This window comes from Candidatus Persebacteraceae bacterium Df01 (genome assembly GCA_030386295.1).
Lineage (GTDB): Bacteria > Pseudomonadota > Gammaproteobacteria > Tethybacterales > Persebacteraceae > Doriopsillibacter > Doriopsillibacter californiensis.
Genome location: JANQAO010000003.1, coordinates 369,284 through 387,867, shown reverse-complemented (window position 1 = coordinate 387,867; position 18,584 = coordinate 369,284). Strand labels below are relative to the sequence as shown.

Here is an 18,584-nt window from a genome sequence, read left to right as displayed (position 1 = left end):
ATTGTTATGGTTCTTTGCGCACTACCATTGCTTTTTTTACTGGAGCAAAGCTGTGGCGATGAATAGGGCAGGGACCATTTTCTGCTAATGCCTGCAGGTGTGTGGTTGTGCAATATCCTTTGTGTTGTGCAAAACCATAAATTGGATAGTCGGCGTCATATTTGAGCATGATGTCGTCGCGCATTGTTTTGGCGAGAATAGAAGCCGCCATAATTTCTTCAACCAAGTTGTCGCCGCCAATCAAGGGTTTAGACGGATATGGAAAATCAGGAACAAAATCTCCGTCTACTAATACTTCATCGGGACAAACGATAATACCACTTACCGCCCGTTGCATAGCAAACATCGTCGCTCGCCGAATATTGTAGTGGTCAATTTCTTCTACAGTAGAAACGCCAAGTGCATAAGATAAACAATGGTCGCGAATACGCGGTGCCAAACGTCGTCGTTGTGCATTGCTGAGTTTTTTAGAATCGCGCAGGCCTTCAATAATATTGCCACCTAATACTACCGCAGCGGCTACCACTGGCCCTGCTAACGGACCACGTCCAGCTTCGTCCACTCCACATATTAATATTTTGCTCATGGCAACATAGCCAGTGTAGCTTTTGCTGCTGCCATTTCCTCAACATTGGCCAGTCGCTGACGAATATCTGTAAATGCTGCTGTTTGTGAGGTTTGGTACTGTTCATATTCAAGTAAGCGTTTTAGCTCGGTCGCTACTGTAACGGGCTGAAATTCATTTTGTAGTAATTCTGGTACCACAAAACGTCCACACAAAATATTTGGCAGCCCAAAAAATGGTAATCGGAATTGTCTCCACGCACCTACCGCGTGAGCTACAGTTGACAATTTATAAACAATGACCATCGGCACGCCAAGTAGTGCTGCTTGCAAAGTGGATGTGCCAGATTTGACCATAGCCACATCGGCAGCTGCTAATATCTCTTGAGTCGCGCCCACACGGACTTCAACGCTGGGCAAGCCGATGCGTATATTTTTTGCGGACAATTCATCGGTGGCTAAAGCAATCAATCGTCCATTTTTTCGTGCCGTTTCTGATATTTCTGATAAGCGCCGAATCGTTTCAGCAAACAATGGCAAATGTTGCCGCAACTCAGTAGAACGGCTACCGGGCATCAACGCAATCACTCGCTCATTATCGGAAATACTTAATGCGGCGCGTGCGCGTGCTCTATCCGGCACTGGTGTTTTCGCTGCTGGATGACCAACAAAATGGGCAGTAACGCCGCTTTTTTCATAGTAAGCCAGCTCAAAAGGAAATAAGCACAAAACAGAATCAACAGCGAGACGAATGTTTTGAATGCGATTAGCTCTCCACATCCAAACGCTAGGGCTGACGTATTGTGCTGTTTTTATTCCCCAGCTGTGCGCCCGCTGTGATACACCTAAATTGAAATCAGGGGCGTCTATGCCGATAAATAACGCAGGACGGCGGTTTTGTATTGCCGCCAGCAAGCGCCGGCGTACAGATAAAATAGCAGGCAATCGTTTAATGGCGTCCCAATAGCCCATCACTGAAAGTGGTGCGCAATCAGCAAGGAGTTCTACGCCTGCTGCCCGCATGAGGGGACCGCCTACGCCGGCAATGTGAATGTCGGGGCGCAATCGCCGCAAGTCATTGGCTAACTGTGCTGCCAGCCAGTCACCGGATGCCTCGCCGGCGGCCATGACAATATCGGTCATGCGCGCACGGTGGGGCGCATAAGTTCTAGTTTGTCTAGCTGCAAAAAATCAGCTAATTTCCGCAATGCTACCGCCGTATCGTCATTTTCTTCATCAGCCATGAGGGTAATGTGTTGTTGCGCTTGAGCGAGCGGTAAATCAGCACGGTATAAGCAGCGAAAGGCTGCTTTCATGCGGACAATGGTGTGTGAGGAAAAGCCGTTGCGTCGCATCCCTTCAGTATTGACAGCTATAGTGCCGCGGGCGAATAAAGCGTATGGTGGAATATCCTGTCGGATGGCTTCTCCGCCACCCACCATGGCGCCAGCACCAACATGGCGAAATTGGTGAAACAACGAACCGCCACCGATAATCGCACTATCGTCAATTTCTACGTGACCGGAAAATTGCGCGCAATTAGAGATGATGGTATTGTTGCCAATACAACAATCGTGTGCGACATGCACATAAGCCATTACCCAATTGCCGTTGCCAATCCGCGTTTGTCCACCGCCGAGTGCTGTGCCGCGATTAAATGAACAATATTCGCGAATGGTGTTGTCGTCGCCGACGAGTAATGTTGTTTCTTCACCCTTAAACTTTTTGTCCTGTGGCTCGGCGCCAATGGAGCAAAACGGAAAAATGCGATTGTTTTTGCCGATATGTGTACCGCGCCAAATAATTGAATGTGCGCCCACGCGACTACCGGATTCAATGTTGCAACCGGCTTCAACGATGGCGTTACGACCAATGACAACATCGTCTGCTAGCTCAGCGGTGGGAGCAACAAAAGCGCCTGTTTCTATAGTCGTCATAACAATTAATCGTTCTGGCGTGCAGCTAACAACTGCGCCTCACAAGCTACTGTGCCATTGACCTCGGCGCGGGTGTTAAAACGAAATAAGTTTCTAGCATGTCGCTGTAAAGCACAGTGTAGTATCAGCGTATCACCTGGTACTACCATGCGGCGAAAACGGCACTTGTCCACTCCGGCAAGATAAAAATAATTAGAGCTATCCGTCTCGGTATCGTCACGAGATAAATAAGACAGCACCGCGCTCGCTTGTGCGAGTGCTTCAATAATAATAACTCCGGGCAAAACCGGCATTTCTGGAAAATGTCCAGCAAAGCAGGGTTCAGAAATACTCACATTTTTTTGCGCGACAATGGATTTTCCTGATTCATAAGAGAGCACCTTGTCCACAAATAGAAAAGGATGGCGATGAGGTAAAGCCTGCAATATCAAGTTGCCGTCAGTATTGTTGATTTCTGCGCTCATTGTTGTCGTTCCATTTTCTGATTATATAAATTAGTTGAGAAAGCGCCGCCGCATGGTTGCTACTAGCCGCCGCCATTGCGTAATAGGCATCGCCGGCCAGATAGAAGAGACAGCCTGTCCGGCTGGTACCGAGTGCGTTACTGTTGCTCGGGCAGCAATCATGGCACCATCACCAATAGTGATATGTCCTATAATGCCAGCACCGCCGCCAATCATGCAGCCGTTACCGATAGTAGCGCTTCCTGCAATACCAACGCAACCGCAAATAACGGTATCATCACCAATTTGCACATTGTGGCCGATTTGTACTAAATTGTCTATTTTGACCCTATTGCCGATAACGGTGTCATCCAGTGTTCCGCGGTCAATGGCGCTGTTGGCACCAACTTCAACATCATCGCCCAGTCGTAAGCTACCTAACTGTGGAATTTTGTACTGCCGTCCGTGCTCATCACGCACAAAACCAAAGCCGTCTGTTCCCAACACGGCGCCACTGTGAATCAAACAGCGCCGCCCCACAACCGTATTTGCGTGCAAAACGGCGCGTGGATGCAATATTGATTCATCTCCGACTACCGCGTTTTTTCCTACGACGGCACCAGCACCGATGATACAGTTGCGACCAATTTGAGTTTGGGCACCGATAACAGCATTTTCATCAATCGTTGCGGTTTCATGTACTGTGGCATTGCCTGAAATTCTGGCTGTGGCGTGAATACCCGGCACTGGTTTTTGAGGAGCGTGTAACCATTGTGCGAGTCGTGCAAAATGCAGTCGTGGCGCAGATTTTACGACCCAGCGTGGACGGGTATCAATTTCGGCGCAGGTTTGGTCAACAAGTAATGCCCCAGCTTTAGAGCGTGCTAGTTTATCTTTGTGAGCAGGGGATTCATAAAAGGCCAAGTGTTGTCGTTGTGCGCTGGTCAACGAAGCCACGCCATCAATCGCTACTGTACCATCACCGATAACAGAGCCGCCCAATTGTTTGGCAATATCGGTGAGAGAGGGCATGTGGGTACGGTTACTGTGAAATATTCAACCGTGCCTGCTTGTCAAAACGTTCAATGACATCACCGGTAATATCTGCGCTGGCGTCTGCGTACAGCAAAATATTGTGTGTTAGCGTGCGGTTGTCAGAAATCGGCAAGGTCAAGTACGGATTAAGTACCATGCTGTATTTTTTCTCTCGTGCAATGGCCTCTATGATTTTTGCGATTTCCACGTCTAGCGTTCGCCGTTGTTCCTGCAACATGGCACCGCGGTCTTCTAGCAAGGCCCGCCGGTCACGTTCGAATTGCCGCCCTTTTTGCTCTATCTCGCTGATGCGTGATTCTTTTTGAGCCTCGCTAAATGTGAGTGATTCTTTTTGCAATTCTTCCTGCAAAGCGCGCAATTTGTCTCCCTGTTCTTCCAGTTTTTTTTCGCGGGAGCGAAAAGTAACATTAATTTCGTCGCGCACTGCTTTGACTACTTTAGATTCTTGATAAATACGTTCAAAATTGACAAAGGCAACTTGGCTTTCCTGTGCCTGCGCTCCCCCACTTATGGCAATGGTTAGTGCTGTTATCAATATCGCTGTTTTTATTTTCATAATAATATTACCTATTTAAATTAATGATAAAACTTAGTAACTGATTGAAAATTGTAAATCTTGTAGCTTGTCATCGGATTTGCTTTTTAGAGCCTTACCCCACGAAAATTTTAACGGTCCAATGGGAGATGTCCAGCGAATTTCCATACCGGCGGACACGCGAAAATCGCCTAGTTTGCTAGTTGTTTCACCTACCGAGCCAAAGTCCAGATATGGTGCTAAGTCAATTTTTTGCGTGTCAAAGAGCTTGGTATCTATGGCAAATTCTACTGTGCCGTATAAGCGGCTTTTACCGCCCAGTGAGTTGCCAGAGCTGTCTTTGGCATAACCAACGGAATTGCTGTCAAATCCGCGTAAGGTGCCTGTTCCACCGACAAAAAAGCGCTCATAAAAGGGGTATATGTCACCGCCATAACTATCGCCAAATCCTGCGCCCAATTCCAAATGTAAAATAGGACGTGCCGGCCATCGCGCCATATCATAATAGTAGTCGTGTGCATATTCCATCGTGTAATATTTTAAATCTAGCGGTGGTATAGCTAAATCACTGTTTACCTGAATCCGATGACCGTCCGTGGGCGAGTAATAAGAGGAACGGGTATCGTGTGTTAATCCGTATTTGATTACCAGTAAATCTAAATTATTGCCGTGCTTATCGGTGAAATTAGTGTAAGCGCTGGCACGATTGACTTTAATTTTTTCATAGGATAAATAGAGAAAATATTTGCCGTCATCCGAATAGGGAATGCCGTAGCCATACTCGGCAGCAAAACCGTCGATACTGTAAGAGGAAGAGTTGTCACTGGACGAGCTGTCACCAAAACTTATGCCTATGTGGCGAGATATTCCCTCATCGGTATGATAGAACTCATCCAATTCTAAAGATAAATCTTTATCAGTGTCACCCCAAGAAAGATCGGTGCGAAAGTCATTGCCGCTACCAAAGATATTAGGAGTGTCTAAGCCGGCGTCAAAAGACAGCTCGTTATCAGTGGAAAAGCCGCCGCCAATTTTGAAATGGCCAACACTGGCTTCTTTGACTTCTATCGTCAAATCTACTTCGTCAGTATGGCCAGCCACATTTTTTTCGCTAACATTAACGCTAGTGAAATACCCCAATCGCCGCACCCGTCGTTGTGAACGGTTGATTTTAGTAAGCGAATAACGCTCGCGCTCATATTGTTGTAATTCACGCCGAATCACTTCGTCACGTGTCCGCTCGTTGCCGACAATATTGATATTGCGCACGTATATTACCGGACCGGGATTAATTTTGTAGGTTACCAGTACAGTTAAGTCATCATCGTTTAATTGGTTTGTATAAGATACGTTGGCGTTGGCATAACCCAAATCACCTAGCAAGTTGCGTATGCGTTCCACTGTTTCTCCAGTTGCTTGGCTGCTGAATAATTCGCCGGGCACTTGTTCCACTAGTTCACGCAGATTATCTTCACTTACCTCGGGAGGTAGTTCGCCGGCAAAAACGGCTTCGTTTACTGCATAGCGTCCGCCTTCGTTTAGTCGAATACGAATATCAATGTAGCGTTTGTCGGCCGACACTTCCACTTCTTCTGACTCTACTTCAAAACGCAAATACCCAGCTCCCAAATAAAGTGTACGAATGCGCTGCAAATCAGATTTTAAACGGCTTTCTGAAAACAGATAATTATCGCTGAAATAATTAAGCAGGCCACGTGTTTCCAAATTCATCTGCCGCTTTATCGTCCAAGAAGAAAATTGTTCACTACCGGAGAACTTAATTGAACGAATAATCGCCTGCGGTCCTTCATCCACATTAAACAGTAGCGCAATACGGTTACGTGGTAGCGGTGATGCTACCGTTTCTACTTTCACTTGATAAAAACTGCGCTCTTTATAAATGGACTTAAGTGCTGTCGTTGCGGCATCTGTCAGTGCTGGGTCATAAACGCGCGCTTTTACAATGCCGGCTTGCTTGAGCATGTTTTCCAAAGTTCCTTTAGGTAAGTCATCTGTTCCCGAAAAAGCTACCTCGGCGATAGTGGGGTTTTCCTCCACTGCAACGACCAATACATCATCGTTGCGTAGTACATCTACGGAGCGAAAGAAACCACTTCCAAACAATTTATTAATAATATCGTCCGCCTGCTCTTCGGTTAGTGTGTCGCCAATTTCTACATCTAACCGGCTAAACACTACCCCAGGATCAAATCGTCGCAAGCCATCAACACGAATATCTTTCACGATAAAAGGCTCAAAAGATTGAGCAGTTGCTGGCGCTGACCATAGTAATATGGAACACGCTAAAAAATTAACTATCAGTGTCAAAAACTTAGATATTTTCATAATTTTGCGAGATCAAGAAAAATAATCCCTCCCATCATACATAATAATAATGCGATTCCTAGCCGATCAATAATGCCGATTATTTTGTCAGGGAGTGGCCGCCGAATGATAGATTGTACTATACAAATTACCATCTGTCCGCCATCCAGTAGCGGCAACGGCAGCAAGTTGAATACCGCCAAGCTAATGGAAATGAGCGCGACAAAGCCCCACCAAGCGATGAAACCGGCATTGGCTGCTGCACCTGCACCTACGGCAATTCCTACGGGGCCACTAACATTCTTTTGCAACGATAAATCGCCGCTTAAAATTCGCCCCAAAAACGCAAATGTGCCAATGGCATCGCGACTGGTTCTTTTCGCAGCTTGCGCTAATGCAGCGAACGGTCCCAGTTGCACTGTTACTAATAGCGCGTTCATTTTTTCCAATGACACAGACGGCGAAACGCCTAAGCGACCAATTACTTGTCTGCCAATTTGTGCTGTCGCTAGCGTTGCCATTACCGTAATGGCAACGCTGTCGCGCCACAGGATGATGGGAGTTGGCATTCCTGCTCGTCCTTTCACTACATCTACCAAATCCTGCCAGTCTTCAACAACCGTGTCATTTACTGCAACAATGGTGTCACCGGGAACAATGCCGGCAGCAGCAGCAGCTGAATCTGGCGCTACTGCGGTAATAACTGGCGTTAAATAGCTAACGTCGGGGTATGTCCCCACTGCTTTTAGAAATTCCTCTTCTACCGCCGCCGGTAGCAATGTGCCAGCAGGAATAGTGTAAACGCCACTGTCGGTTTCTATTTTCATAGCTTGACCTGAAACCACCGCATTTGCCATGGCTGGCAGTGCCTGTCGCCATAGCATGGTTTTTTGACCGTTGATACGCATAATGTCGTCCCCCCCAGCTAACCCCGCTTGCATGGCTGGAGAATTGATTTCTACTTTGCCAATGCGAGCCAACAGACCGCTTTCTCCTGCCATCAACACGCCGGTTAAAACAATAAAAGCAAGCACGATGTTAGCCATCGGTCCGGCAGCATAAATCACAAAACGCGCCCAATTACTTTGCGCTTCCATTGTCTGTTGCGTATTGGCATCCGGCATGCTTTCGGCGGTGTGTTTGTCTAGCAAGCGCACATAACCACCAAGTGGAATTGGTGCGAGTACCCATTCTGTACCATTCGTGTCTGTTTTTTTGAGTAGAGGTGAACCAAATCCAACTGAAAAACGCAACACGCGCACACCAAAATAGCGTGCTGCCAGATAGTGTCCCCATTCGTGTACAGCTACCACCAGCATAATCATTGCAGCAAAAGCTAACAGCGTTGTCATGCCGTTGCCTCCGCTGCCCATAAACGCGCACTGCTATCCGCTGCCCATAAATCTTCTAATGTAGTTGCCGCGTGATGCGCATATTGCTCAAGCGCTTCGGTATTAATGTGGGCAATGCGGGTAAATTTAATGTCACCGCGTAAAAAACGCGTTACTGCTACCTCATTTGCGGCTGACAATACTGCGGGTGCGGCACCGCCAATAGCCAGCGCATCTCGCGCTAACTGCAAACAAGGGTATCGTGTCGCTTCCGGTTTTGCAAAAGTTAAAGACGACAATGTCTCCCACTTGGGCGGTGATTGCCTAAAGCCGGTATTGTCATCGGGCCACGATAGCATACGGGCAATGGGCTGTCGCATGTCGGGCGAGGATAACTGGGCAATAAGTGAGCCGTCGTTTTTTTCTACTAAGGCGTGAACGATACTCTGCGGATGCAACACAACACCGATATTTTCCGATGCAGCACTAAACAATACGGAGGCTTCTATGACTTCCAACGCTTTGTTCATCATTGTTGCTGAATCAACGGTTATTTTTGGTCCCATAGACCAAGTTGGATGTGCTAACACTTGTGCCGGAGAAACCGTATCAAATTGGTTTAGGGGAAGTTTTGACAAGGCGCCACCTGAGGCGGTAAGCCATAATTTTTCAAATTCGTCATTGCCGGCAAGTAATTCAAAAAGTGCCGCATGCTCACTGTCAATAGGTAACACTTCGGCACCATTAGCGCGTGCCGTGTTCATAACCAATTCGCCAGCTATAACCAGTGCTTCTTTATTGGCTAACAGCAATCGTAAACCGTTTTGTGCGGCCGTTAGTACCGGTGGCAAACCACAAGCACCACTAATAGCGGCAACCACAGTACAACAAGATTCTTCTAGCGGTGCAGTTCGGACTGCTTCTGTTCCACCGGTCACGCGAGTGGGAATGTGTTCAGCGCGTAATTTACGGTCTAATCGCTGTGCCGCCGCTTCATCATTCATTATTGCTAGCGGTGGACGAAACTCTGCGCACAATTGCGTCATAGTGGTGTCATCATTTCCAGCCGCTAAAACGGCAAGCTCAAATCGTGACGGATGAGTGCGTGCTATCTCCAGTGTTGCACTACCGACACTGCCTGTTGCTCCCAGCACGCACAGGCGGCGAGTCATATCAGCCACGGCGACAAAAGTGCGGCAAACGGTAATGTTGGCAACATGGCGTCCAGTCTGTCTAGTACACCACCGTGCCCCCCCAGTAATGTACCGCTATCTTTGACGCCACCATGGCGTTTGGCGGCGGATTCAAATAAATCCCCCAGCACTGATAGTGCCAGCAAGGCAAAAGCCGATACCAATAATAATAGCGACGGCAGTTCAAACGTTTTATGTGCTACATAACTCAGTAATAGTACGGCGAGCATGCCGCCAAAAAATCCTTCCCACGTTTTGCCCGGACTTACTGTCGGTGCCATTGGCGTTTTTCCTGCTATTTTTCCGGCAGCATATGCCGCCGTATCGGCTGTCCAAACTACAGCCAATGCCCCTAGCAGTGTATACAAATTTTGCGCAAATAGCGTGTTTGCGGCATGCCAAGTAGCAAACAAAATTACCATACCCAGGCCGCCAAAAATTGTTGGGTGCCATCGCCGATTTAACAAAATATAAAGAGGTGCACCAACTATCCAGAAAAAGCAAACGCTTTCAAACACGGTAGATGATGCCGGTAAATTACCTGCTAACAAAGTATCGCCAGCGGCGAGAAGAATGGCGAAAAAAAACACATAAACGATGCTGGCAGTGCCGGAAAAACCGGCTAGTCGCGCCCATTCCCATGCTGCGAGTAAGACCACGATTGTCATTGTCGTCTTCCACATTGGTAGCGTTCCCCAGATAATCAAAGCCAATGCCGCCACTAAAAGCGGTATGGCAACGAGTAGCCGCGACATTAACATGCTTTACCCACATCGCCGAAGCGTCGTTCGCGTCCGGAAAAATCATCTATCGCCGAATAAAAATCAGTTTTTTCAAAGTCGGGCCACAGTTTTTCCGAAAAATATAGTTCGGCATAAGCAGCTTGCCACAACATGAAATTGCTAATTCGCTGTTCATTGCCGGTGCGAATTAGCAAATCCACGGGTGGTGCATCGGTGGTGGCAAGGTGAAGGTTGAAATTATCTTCGGTGAAATCACCACCGTTACTGGCGATAGCCGCCGCTGCTTGGACAATATCCCAGCGACCGCTATAACTGACCGCAATCGTCAAATTTAACGTTTTGCCTCCGGCGGTTACGGTTTCCATATTCGTCATGGTGCGTTGTAATTTGACGGGAAACCGTGTCCGCTCACCAATAAATACTACGCGCACGCCATTGTTTACCATTTCTTCACTTAATAATGTAGCAGCCTCACCAAATAAGGTTAGCAGTGCGTTAATTTCCACGGCTGGTCGCCGCCAGTTTTCACTGCTAAATGCAAACAAGGTGAGGTAAGGAATGTGACGTTCGGCACAAGCTCGCACCATAGCTCGAGCAACTTGCAAGCCGCGACGATGTCCTTCGTAACGTGGCAGGTGGCGTTGTTTTGCCCAACGTCCATTGCCGTCCATAATGACCGCGATATGTCGTAATGCGGCAGCAGAACTGTCAAGTGGTGTACCCACTTTAGACGGTCATTAATTCTTGTTTCTTTTCTTCAATCATGGCATCAGCCTCGCTAATGCTGGCGTCAGTTATTTTTTGCATTAATTGCTCTAACCGTCTGCCCTCATCTTCGCTTAATGCGCTTTCTTTAACTTGAGATTTAATATCCGCCAGTGCGTCACGGCGGATATTACGCACGGCAATGCGGGCAGTTTCACCTTCGCGGCTGATAATTTTGACCATGTCGTGGCGGCGTTCTTCCGACAACAGTGGTAACGTAACGCGAATACCAGAACCGCCAGATGCGGGATTAACTCCCAAGTCTGAATCACGAATGGCTTTTTCAATAGCAGCAGCGTTGCTTTGGTCCCATGGCGATACCATCAGTGTACGCGCATCGGCCACGGTCACGGTTGCTGTTTGTGCAAGCGGCATTTCCGCACCGTAGCAGGAAACGACAACGGCATCCAACAATCCCAAATGTGCTCGACCACTGCGCATTTTTGCCAAATCGGTGCGCAAGGCGTCCAATGTTTTTTGCATGCGTTTCTTAATATCGTCTTCCACGCTCATTGCACTACTCCAAAGTAAAATAAATGGCGCGCCCGACAAGATTCGAACTCATGACCTCCAGGTTCGTAGCCTGGCGCTCTATCCAACTGAGCTACGGGCGCTTAAAAACGATTTTACTCTGAACTCATCTGCTTACAAAGCCGTAACGCCTTTTGGGGTTATAAAAAAGCAAATAAGAGGCGCTGCATGTACCGCCGTGAATATTTTTATTCGTATTACTTTCAACATTGCTGGGGCGTCACTATGGCTTTGTTAGGTTTTTGGTGTTTTCGTAATTGTTGTTGTCAGTTGCATCAAGCGCGCCGATGCGCAGCCAGAAAAAGGGTCTACTGTTGTCGGCGTATTTGGCCAGTGCCGTAGCCAAGTTAATTGACGTTTTGCTAATTGGCAGGTGGCGTAATATGCCTTGTCGCGCATGGTGTTGTTATTTATTTCCCCACGTAAAAAAGCTGCTGCTTGGCAATATCCTGCTAAACGCAGTGGCGGTGCTGTTGGTAATAACTTCCAGCGTTCAATTAATTGCTGCGTTTCTTCTACTAACCCCCCAGTGAACATTTTCTCTAGCCTCGTAGCAATACGCTGGCGCAATTGTTTGCGGTCGGATGGAATGAGTAAAACAAATCGCGCATCTAACTGCGGCACTGGTTTATCATCGGCTAACCACGCTGATAGTGGCTTGCCGGTGGCGGTAACAATCTCCAGCGCTCGTGTGATGCGCTGCTTATCCGTTAGTGCCAACCGTGCCGCTGTTGTCGCATCTAGTGCCTTCAGACGCTGGTATATAGCTGCAGCTCCCATCGTGTGCCAATCTTTTTGTATTGCTTGGCGTACTGCTGGAGGGGAGGGTGGCAATTGATGCAGTCCTGCAGTTAATGCACGAAAATACATCATCGTACCGCCAGTCAAAATCGGCAATTTCCCGCGTGCTTGAATGTCACGAATTGCTTTGGTAGCTAAACGACAAAATTTTCCGGCATCAAACGATTCATTTGGTGGACAGACATCTAGCAAATGGTGTCGCACAGCAGCGCGCATTACTGGTGTTGGTTTGGCAGTACCAATATCCATATCGCAATAGACAGATCCTGAATCAACGTTGACGATTTCTCCGTTTGTTGCTGTAGCCACTTGCAGCGCTATGTCGCTTTTCCCGCAAGCAGTAGGACCGGCGATTGCCAGTGCCGACAACGTCATTGCCCGCGGCGAAAAATGCGGTCAAAATAACCGCGTTCAATTTGTTGCCAGCAAGGACGGCCGTGATTACAGGAGCCGGAACGTTCTGTTATTTCCATGCGTCGTAGTAGTGCATTCATTTCGTCTATATTTAGATGGTGGTTGGCGCGTACCGCAGCGTGGCAGGCCGCCGAAGACAAAATGCTGTCGCGTGCCGAACGAGTTTCTCCTGCGGCAGTATCTTGGGAGACAGCATCAAGCATTTCTACCAATAGCGTTGCAGGGTCGGCGCGCCCAGCGATAATGGACGCCACCGCCGAGACGTTACCGTCGTCGTTGTCAGTCGGTGTTGCCGTGATGCCTACCAATTCTCCAGCAAATTCGGCTAGTGTTGCCGCTTGCACTGGTGAGAGTGGCACACATACTGGCGCCAATAATGGCTGCATTATAAGTTTGCCATTGTCATAAGCGGTTTTTAAGTCTTCATACAAAATGCGTTCGTGCGCGGCGTGCATGTCCACCACGACTAAGCCGTTGTTATTTTCGGCGATGATATAAATGTTGTGCAATTGTCCTAGTGCTCGTCCCAGCGGTTCTTCTCCAAACAGTGCCGTGGTGGGTAGTGCCGGCGCTGCTATTTTCGCTTCGTTAAACATACGTCGCCAAGCTTCTACAGCTTCTTTATTGCTGCCTGCTTGCGGTTGTGGTGTAGTTGGCAAGCGCGTTGTGGAGAGAGTGGAAGCGGTAGAAAATGGTGTAGCGGACTGCGTTATCGTCGTGGCCCGCGAATTATTATTTGGAGCACTTAGTGGTACTCCCAGTGGTATAGCGAGAGCTTTATCAACAGCACGGCGAACGAATTCAAAAACTGCACGTGGCTCAATAAAGCGAACTTCTAATTTAGCGGGATGCGTATTGACATCCACCGCTTCGGTCGGCAAGGTTAGAAACAGTGCGTATCCCGGTTCACCATCGTGCGACATGCTGCGCAAGGCATCGGAAACGGCACGCCGTAGAAGTCGGTCGCGTACAAAACGCCCGTTAACATATAAAAATTGACCAATACTTTTTCCAGTTGCACCAAGTGTTGGTGAAAAAACATGTCCATTCAGCGTTAACGCGCTAGCAGCATCGTGTACTGGTAGCGTATACCCTTGTAACCGTGGAAATAATTTTTCTAATCTTTCTCCGCCGTCAGTTGCCACTGGTAAATTCAGGCGTTCACGACCATTGCTCGTCACTTTAAATGCAGTTGTATATGCTGCTAGCGCAGCAATGATGGCAGTATTGGCGCAGTGCGCACCTTCGGTGCTGGCAGTGCGCAAAAAACGACGTCGCGCCGGCAAATTGGCGAATAATCCTCGAGCGGTGACGATTGTGCCAACAGCCATTGGTTGCGGTCGGGGAGATACTATAGCTGGCGAAAAAATATACCCATGATCGTCATCGGCGGCACGGCTCGCGATGGAAAAATCTGATACAGCGGCAAGACTCGCCAGCGCTTCTCCACGAAAACCGTAAGTATTAATGGATAAAAAATCCTCTACTGTTTCAATTTTGCTGGTGGCGTGGCGAAATAGCGTGCGCGGTAGGTCATCCACAACAATTCCGATGCCGTCGTCTTGCACTTCCAGCATATCGGCACCGCCGCCGACAATGATAATTTCTATCGATGTGGCATCGGCATCCAGAGAGTTTTCTATTAATTCTTTAAGTGCTGCTGCTGGCCGTTCGATTACTTCGCCCGCTGCTACTTGGTTGGCAACTTCTGGAGAGAGTTGTTTAATTCGCTGTTTCATAAATCTGGCACATGATATAGGGTTTTGTATTTTTCTACACCATTGGCAATAGCGGTAGCCATTTGTTTTTGAAATGATTTGCTAAGCAATTTTTTTTCCTCTTGCGGATTGCTAATAAAAGCCGTTTCCACCAAAATTGAGGGAATAGCGGGTGATTTGAGAACCGCAAAGCCTGCCGACTCAACATTTTTTTTGTGCAGTGTATTAATCTGACCAATTTCTTTTAATACTGCTTTTGCTAGCCGTAGCGAAGCACGTTTCTTGCCGTCTTTGGAAAACGCCAGCAGGGCGGCATTGATTTGTGGATCATTTGTGGTGCCGCCGATGAGGTCGGATAAATTTGCATTTTGTGCTAGTCGCTTGGCCAGTGTTGAACTGGCTCCTTTCTGCGATAGCACAAAGACGGAGGAGCCGCGCGCTTTAGGTGATTTGACGGAGTCGGCGTGTAATGACAAGAAAGCGTCGGCCTGCAAGCGATGGGCGACCAGCACTCGCTGTGCTAGTGGTAAAAAGCGATCTTTGTCGCGTGAGAGAAAAGCTTGCATACCGGGGCGACGGTTAATTTCATCTCGTAGTTGGCGGGCAATGGCTAATACGGTGTCTTTTTCGTAATGCTGATTGGGGCTTACGGCGCCGGGGTCTTCACCGCCATGTCCAGGATCAATCACTAAGCGAAAGGGCGGAGTTTTAGTTTCCGTAGCCTCCAGTGATTGAATTAACGCCAGCAGCGGGTCGGGATGGTTTTTTGGAATAATATCAAAAATCAATCGGTGCTGATAACCACCTATTGGTTCTACGGCACGCACTTCATATTGCACTGATTCTGCCAGCGTGAATACAAAGCGCAGTGTGTCAGTCGTATAGCGGGCCGTGTGAATTTTTTTCAAATAAGCGGCGTCGCGCAGGCTAACCTGATTTAATTCATTGGCATCATGGCGTTTGTCGCTTACATCTAGCACTAGCCGTGGCGGGTTGTTGAGACTGAGAATTTTGTATTCCACTGCCGCCTGCGTTTCAATAACTAATCGCGCCTTTTCTGCATTTGGCCAAAAGCGTGCCTGTAAATTGTTTGCTACCGTCGGTAATGCCAGCGATAGCGCGGTTATTAAGAGGAGAAGGCGCGTAAACATGTTTCTCCTTTTTCGCTGTCGCCACAAAAAAACAGGCGCCGAGTTTCATCTTTATTTGTTTGTAAAGTCAATCGTACATCCGGTGGCGGCAAGTCCTCCGCTCGTTCTGGCCATTCCACCAAGCACAGCGCGTCATCGTGTAATATTTCCCACAAATCGTCGGGCAAAATAGTGCCTTGCGGTAAGCGAAATAAATCTAGATGATGTACGGGTAGTGCTGACAGCTGGTACGAAAAAACCAGCGCAAAACTGGGACTGGGTGCCCGTATTCCGCCTAATTCTTGAATTAAGGCGCGTGCCCACAATGTTTTTCCTGTGCCCAGTTCGCCGTGCAAATGAATGGCAAATGGTGGCGGCGGCAACAAAGGCGCCAATTTTTTGGCAGTAGCGGCGGTTTGTGCCGGCGAAGCCGTTATGTATTCAATCATGCCGATAGCGATTGGCAATCGGCATGCGCCAGTCGCGACCAAAGGCACACGGTGTGAGTTTTGGCCCTGGTGCTGCCTGACGCCGTTTATATTCACTATTTTGTAGTAGGCGAAAAAATTGTGCAGAAAAATCATCACCAAAATCCCGTGCAATGTCTGCGGATGTTGCATTCTTTTCCATCCGGGCAGCTATAGCCGCATCAATTTTTTCGTAGGGTGGTAGCGAGTCTTGGTCGGTTTGATTGTCGCGAAGTTCAGCACTGGGTGCCCGATTAATCACTCGTTGTGGGATAGTTTCTTTTTGTTGATTGCGCCAGCGAGCTAGGCGCCATACCCACGTTTTGTTTAAATCTTTAAGTGGAGCAAAACCGCCGCACATATCACCGTACAATGTAGCGTACCCACAAGCTAGTTCGCTTTTGTTACCGGTGGTTAACAGCAAGAGGTTGCGATTGTTGGACAGCGCCATCAACAATTGACCGCGTAACCGCGCCTGTACATTTTCCATTGTCACATCGTTGTCACGAGCGTACAAATGCGGGCGCAAGGCGGCATCAATTGATTCCATTAATGGCTCAAGGGGAATATTTAATAATTCCGAACCAATATTGAGAGCAATAGTGGTTGCATCTTCTTTGCTTGCTGACGAAGTAAACGGTGAGGGCATCATGACTGACAGTACATTATTTTCGCCTAGCGCATCTGCTGCGACAGCTGCTACCAACGCAGAATCAATTCCCCCTGACAAACCCAATAGTACACCGTTAAATCCAGTTTTGGCGGCATAGTCGCGCACTCCCATAACAATTGCTTCATACAGCATTTCTTCGTCGCTCTGTACCGGAAAAAAATCGCCAGTGCTACCTTCATGCGCCTTCATTATAGGAAACTGTGCCAGCATCTTGCCCCCCGCATTAATGGCAAAAGAAGCGCCATCAAAAATTAGTTCGTCTTGCCCGCCAACACAATTGCAATAAAACACACCACAATTAGCTGCTGCTGCAAAGTTTTTTGCCTCTTGCACTCGTACTGCCAGCTTGCCTAGATAAAATGGCGAGCCATTGAGTACTAGCGTATTATTGACTCCAGCAGCACGTACTTGCGCCGCTTGTTCCGCCATTGATGATGCCCATATGTCGGCACATATTTGAATGGCAAAAGTGCATTCGTCAACGCTAAATACTAGTGGTTTACTGGCACTGTCGGAGTCAAAATAACGTCGCTCATCAAATACCGAATAATTAGGTAAATTACGTTTTTTGTATACGCCGGTCAATCTGCCGTTTTGAATTAACGCCGCAGCATTAAAAAGTTTTCCGTTTTCCTGCCAAGGCAATCCCACTATTATTGAAATGGGTGGAGCAACGGCAATAAGTTCTTGTAATGCGCGCTTGGTGTCCGCTAGAAAGGAAGAATCGTGCAGCATGTCTTCGGGGCAGTAGCCGGTTAGTGATAATTCCGGTGACAGTAGCACGGCTGCTCCTGCTTGGTGAGCACGGTGGGCGGATGCCAACAATGTTTTCTGGTTGCCAGTCAAATCCCCAACCGCGAAGTCTTGCTGCACCATGAGCACCGTTGGTGTTTGCATGATTAATCCTTCAAAAAATTGTTAAACCACGGTTGTTGCCGCATATTGTCAAAATCTGGTGCGTGTCGCAATGATTCTACGTCTAGGCGGTTTGATTCACGCGCTATTTCCAGCCACTTACGACACTCTGACGTGAGCCCGATAATGGCATAGAGTGATGCTAATGAAAAATCAAAATAGTGTGGGCTGATAACGTTGCCTGCTAAAAACTTGTCCACTGCGGCATTGAAGAATGGGTCACGTTTTTTTTCTGGCACATGTAGTGCTTTGGCCAAAAATGCCAGTCCCCAGTTCAGATATAGGGTTTCATTGGTCTTGTGTCCCTGAGCTTTGGTGTAGCAATTCAGAGCGTCGTCAATGAAACGATTACGTTTGCGTAGCCCGATTGCGTTACCGGCTTGCGCCATGCGCAAATCTCCTTGGCGGATTTTTTCCCACATTTCGGCTTCGGGGCCGGCACAGTTTTCTGGCGCTGTGGACGGCGGTGGCACTGGCAAAAAAGGCATACCTTCAGGGGGGCCGCCTCTGATTTTTTCTACTACGTTTTGCGCGTTAATCCATGCGGAAGAAGCGCCATTTTTAACGACACCGGTAACGTCGTTAACAGAGGAGTTTAATAATTTTTTCCAATTTTTTGCGGATAAAGAGGTGGTGGTTGACACTGTTGTCGAGGGAGCTTTTAATGGATAAACGGTTGTCGGAGTTTCGGGTGTGGTCGGTGCGGTAATAGCAGAAGGTGTTGGCAGTTGGGCAATGGGTGCTGCCTTAGGTGCAGGTAATTTGGCAGTAAGTGGTGTCGGTGTGGGCCGCGCGACATTTTTATCAACGGTATTTTTCGAAGGGGCGGTAATTTGGGGAGTAGGTGTGTTTGTGGATTCCGTCGCCGGTGGAGATGTTGGCAGTTGGGCAATGGGTGCTGCCTTAGGTGCAGGTAATTTGGCAGTAAGTGGTGTCGGTGTGGGCCGTACGACATTTTTATCAACGGTATTTTTCGAAGGGGCGGTAATTTGGGGGGTAGGTGTGTTTGTGGATTCCGTCGCCGGTGGAGATGTTGGCAGTTG

General features: G+C 48.1%; 19 protein-coding genes and 1 tRNA gene. 1 reads left to right on the top strand and 19 read right to left on the bottom strand.

The genetic code is table 11. The annotated features are described in order from the left end of the window. Positions 1-4: 4 nt before the first annotated feature. The 19 genes from NQX30_06625 to NQX30_06535 form a co-directional block, all read right to left on the bottom strand. Positions 5-586, bottom strand: a complete 582-nt coding sequence (locus tag NQX30_06625; protein ID MDM5148039.1) for a ribonuclease HII — start codon at positions 584-586, stop codon at positions 5-7. Beyond that, a complete protein-coding gene (gene lpxB, locus NQX30_06620) occupies positions 583-1,707 on the bottom strand; it encodes a lipid-A-disaccharide synthase (GenBank protein MDM5148038.1) in 1,125 nt (374 codons plus the stop codon). Before lpxB ends, NQX30_06625 begins: the two co-directional genes overlap by 4 nt. Further along, entirely contained in the window at positions 1,704-2,501 is a 798-nt protein-coding gene (gene lpxA / locus NQX30_06615) for an acyl-ACP--UDP-N-acetylglucosamine O-acyltransferase (GenBank protein ID MDM5148037.1), read from the bottom strand. Before lpxA ends, lpxB begins: the two co-directional genes overlap by 4 nt. Before the next feature lie 5 nt (positions 2,502-2,506). After that, on the bottom strand, positions 2,507-2,965 hold the full coding sequence (fabZ, locus tag NQX30_06610) for a 3-hydroxyacyl-ACP dehydratase FabZ (GenBank protein MDM5148036.1): 459 nt from the start codon (positions 2,963-2,965) through the stop codon (positions 2,507-2,509). A 30-nt stretch (positions 2,966-2,995) separates the two neighbouring features. Further along, positions 2,996-3,976, bottom strand: a complete 981-nt coding sequence (gene lpxD / locus NQX30_06605; protein MDM5148035.1) for a UDP-3-O-(3-hydroxymyristoyl)glucosamine N-acyltransferase — start codon at positions 3,974-3,976, stop codon at positions 2,996-2,998. A 10-nt stretch (positions 3,977-3,986) separates the two neighbouring features. Beyond that, the gene (locus NQX30_06600) at positions 3,987-4,556 is read right to left on the bottom strand and encodes an OmpH family outer membrane protein (protein ID MDM5148034.1); all 570 of its coding nucleotides are present in this window, start codon (positions 4,554-4,556) and stop codon (positions 3,987-3,989) included. 33 nt (positions 4,557-4,589) lie between these two features. Then, on the bottom strand, positions 4,590-6,881 hold the full coding sequence (gene bamA, locus NQX30_06595) for an outer membrane protein assembly factor BamA (protein MDM5148033.1): 2,292 nt from the start codon (positions 6,879-6,881) through the stop codon (positions 4,590-4,592). Continuing rightward, the gene (gene rseP, locus NQX30_06590; protein ID MDM5148032.1) at positions 6,878-8,212 is read right to left on the bottom strand and encodes an RIP metalloprotease RseP; all 1,335 of its coding nucleotides are present in this window, start codon (positions 8,210-8,212) and stop codon (positions 6,878-6,880) included. The genes bamA and rseP overlap by 4 nt, the downstream gene beginning before the upstream one ends. Further along, entirely contained in the window at positions 8,209-9,363 is a 1,155-nt protein-coding gene (dxr, locus tag NQX30_06585) for a 1-deoxy-D-xylulose-5-phosphate reductoisomerase (GenBank protein MDM5148031.1), read from the bottom strand. The genes rseP and dxr overlap by 4 nt, the downstream gene beginning before the upstream one ends. Next, the gene (locus NQX30_06580) at positions 9,360-10,139 is read right to left on the bottom strand and encodes a phosphatidate cytidylyltransferase (GenBank protein ID MDM5148030.1); all 780 of its coding nucleotides are present in this window, start codon (positions 10,137-10,139) and stop codon (positions 9,360-9,362) included. The genes dxr and NQX30_06580 overlap by 4 nt, the downstream gene beginning before the upstream one ends. Next, on the bottom strand, positions 10,139-10,852 hold the full coding sequence (uppS, locus tag NQX30_06575; protein MDM5148029.1) for a polyprenyl diphosphate synthase: 714 nt from the start codon (positions 10,850-10,852) through the stop codon (positions 10,139-10,141). Before uppS ends, NQX30_06580 begins: the two co-directional genes overlap by 1 nt. Position 10,853: 1 nt before the next feature. Continuing rightward, on the bottom strand, positions 10,854-11,405 hold the full coding sequence (gene frr, locus NQX30_06570) for a ribosome recycling factor (protein ID MDM5148028.1): 552 nt from the start codon (positions 11,403-11,405) through the stop codon (positions 10,854-10,856). A gap of 24 nt (positions 11,406-11,429) precedes the next feature. Next, a tRNA-Arg gene (locus NQX30_06565) sits at positions 11,430-11,506 on the bottom strand. 151 nt (positions 11,507-11,657) lie between these two features. Then, positions 11,658-12,599 (bottom strand): tRNA (adenosine(37)-N6)-dimethylallyltransferase MiaA, encoded by a 942-nt coding sequence (gene miaA, locus NQX30_06560; protein ID MDM5148027.1) that lies wholly within the window; start codon positions 12,597-12,599, stop codon positions 11,658-11,660. Further along, a complete protein-coding gene (mutL, locus tag NQX30_06555) occupies positions 12,596-14,377 on the bottom strand; it encodes a DNA mismatch repair endonuclease MutL (protein ID MDM5148026.1) in 1,782 nt (593 codons plus the stop codon). The genes miaA and mutL overlap by 4 nt, the downstream gene beginning before the upstream one ends. Next, entirely contained in the window at positions 14,374-15,507 is a 1,134-nt protein-coding gene (locus NQX30_06550; protein ID MDM5148025.1) for an N-acetylmuramoyl-L-alanine amidase, read from the bottom strand. Before NQX30_06550 ends, mutL begins: the two co-directional genes overlap by 4 nt. After that, positions 15,483-15,935, bottom strand: a complete 453-nt coding sequence (tsaE, locus tag NQX30_06545) for a tRNA (adenosine(37)-N6)-threonylcarbamoyltransferase complex ATPase subunit type 1 TsaE (GenBank protein MDM5148024.1) — start codon at positions 15,933-15,935, stop codon at positions 15,483-15,485. Before tsaE ends, NQX30_06550 begins: the two co-directional genes overlap by 25 nt. After that, on the bottom strand, positions 15,928-17,523 hold the full coding sequence (locus NQX30_06540; GenBank protein ID MDM5148023.1) for an NAD+ synthase: 1,596 nt from the start codon (positions 17,521-17,523) through the stop codon (positions 15,928-15,930). The genes tsaE and NQX30_06540 overlap by 8 nt, the downstream gene beginning before the upstream one ends. Before the next feature lie 2 nt (positions 17,524-17,525). Continuing rightward, positions 17,526-18,185: a hypothetical protein gene (locus NQX30_06535; GenBank protein MDM5148022.1), complete on the bottom strand. Its 660-nt coding sequence runs from the start codon at positions 18,183-18,185 to the stop codon at positions 17,526-17,528. Between the two features lie 49 nt (positions 18,186-18,234). Here NQX30_06535 and NQX30_06530 point away from each other — a divergent pair. After that, positions 18,235-18,584, top strand: a 350-nt coding sequence (locus NQX30_06530; GenBank protein ID MDM5148021.1) for a hypothetical protein, incomplete at its 3' end; no start/stop codon positions are given.

Bases quoted from the DNA above. Each gene is read 5' to 3' on its own strand.
- lpxB (MDM5148038.1), bottom strand. From the start codon at position 1,707: ATGACCGATATTGTCATGGCCGCCGGCGAGGCATCCGGTGACTGGCTG.
- NQX30_06550 (MDM5148025.1), bottom strand. From the start codon at position 15,507: ATGTTTACGCGCCTTCTCCTCTTAATAACCGCGCTATCGCTGGCATTA.
- NQX30_06600 (MDM5148034.1), bottom strand. From the start codon at position 4,556: ATGAAAATAAAAACAGCGATATTGATAACAGCACTAACCATTGCCATA.
- tsaE (MDM5148024.1), bottom strand. From the start codon at position 15,935: ATGATTGAATACATAACGGCTTCGCCGGCACAAACCGCCGCTACTGCC.
- dxr (MDM5148031.1), bottom strand. From the start codon at position 9,363: ATGACTCGCCGCCTGTGCGTGCTGGGAGCAACAGGCAGTGTCGGTAGT.
- NQX30_06540 (MDM5148023.1), bottom strand. From the start codon at position 17,523: ATGCAAACACCAACGGTGCTCATGGTGCAGCAAGACTTCGCGGTTGGG.
- frr (MDM5148028.1), bottom strand. From the start codon at position 11,405: ATGAGCGTGGAAGACGATATTAAGAAACGCATGCAAAAAACATTGGAC.
- NQX30_06580 (MDM5148030.1), bottom strand. From the start codon at position 10,139: ATGTCGCGGCTACTCGTTGCCATACCGCTTTTAGTGGCGGCATTGGCT.
- miaA (MDM5148027.1), bottom strand. From the start codon at position 12,599: ATGACGTTGTCGGCACTGGCAATCGCCGGTCCTACTGCTTGCGGGAAA.
- fabZ (MDM5148036.1), bottom strand. From the start codon at position 2,965: ATGAGCGCAGAAATCAACAATACTGACGGCAACTTGATATTGCAGGCT.
- bamA (MDM5148033.1), bottom strand. From the start codon at position 6,881: ATGAAAATATCTAAGTTTTTGACACTGATAGTTAATTTTTTAGCGTGT.
- lpxD (MDM5148035.1), bottom strand. From the start codon at position 3,976: ATGCCCTCTCTCACCGATATTGCCAAACAATTGGGCGGCTCTGTTATC.
- rseP (MDM5148032.1), bottom strand. From the start codon at position 8,212: ATGACAACGCTGTTAGCTTTTGCTGCAATGATTATGCTGGTGGTAGCT.
- NQX30_06625 (MDM5148039.1), bottom strand. From the start codon at position 586: ATGAGCAAAATATTAATATGTGGAGTGGACGAAGCTGGACGTGGTCCG.
- mutL (MDM5148026.1), bottom strand. From the start codon at position 14,377: ATGAAACAGCGAATTAAACAACTCTCTCCAGAAGTTGCCAACCAAGTA.
- lpxA (MDM5148037.1), bottom strand. From the start codon at position 2,501: ATGACGACTATAGAAACAGGCGCTTTTGTTGCTCCCACCGCTGAGCTA.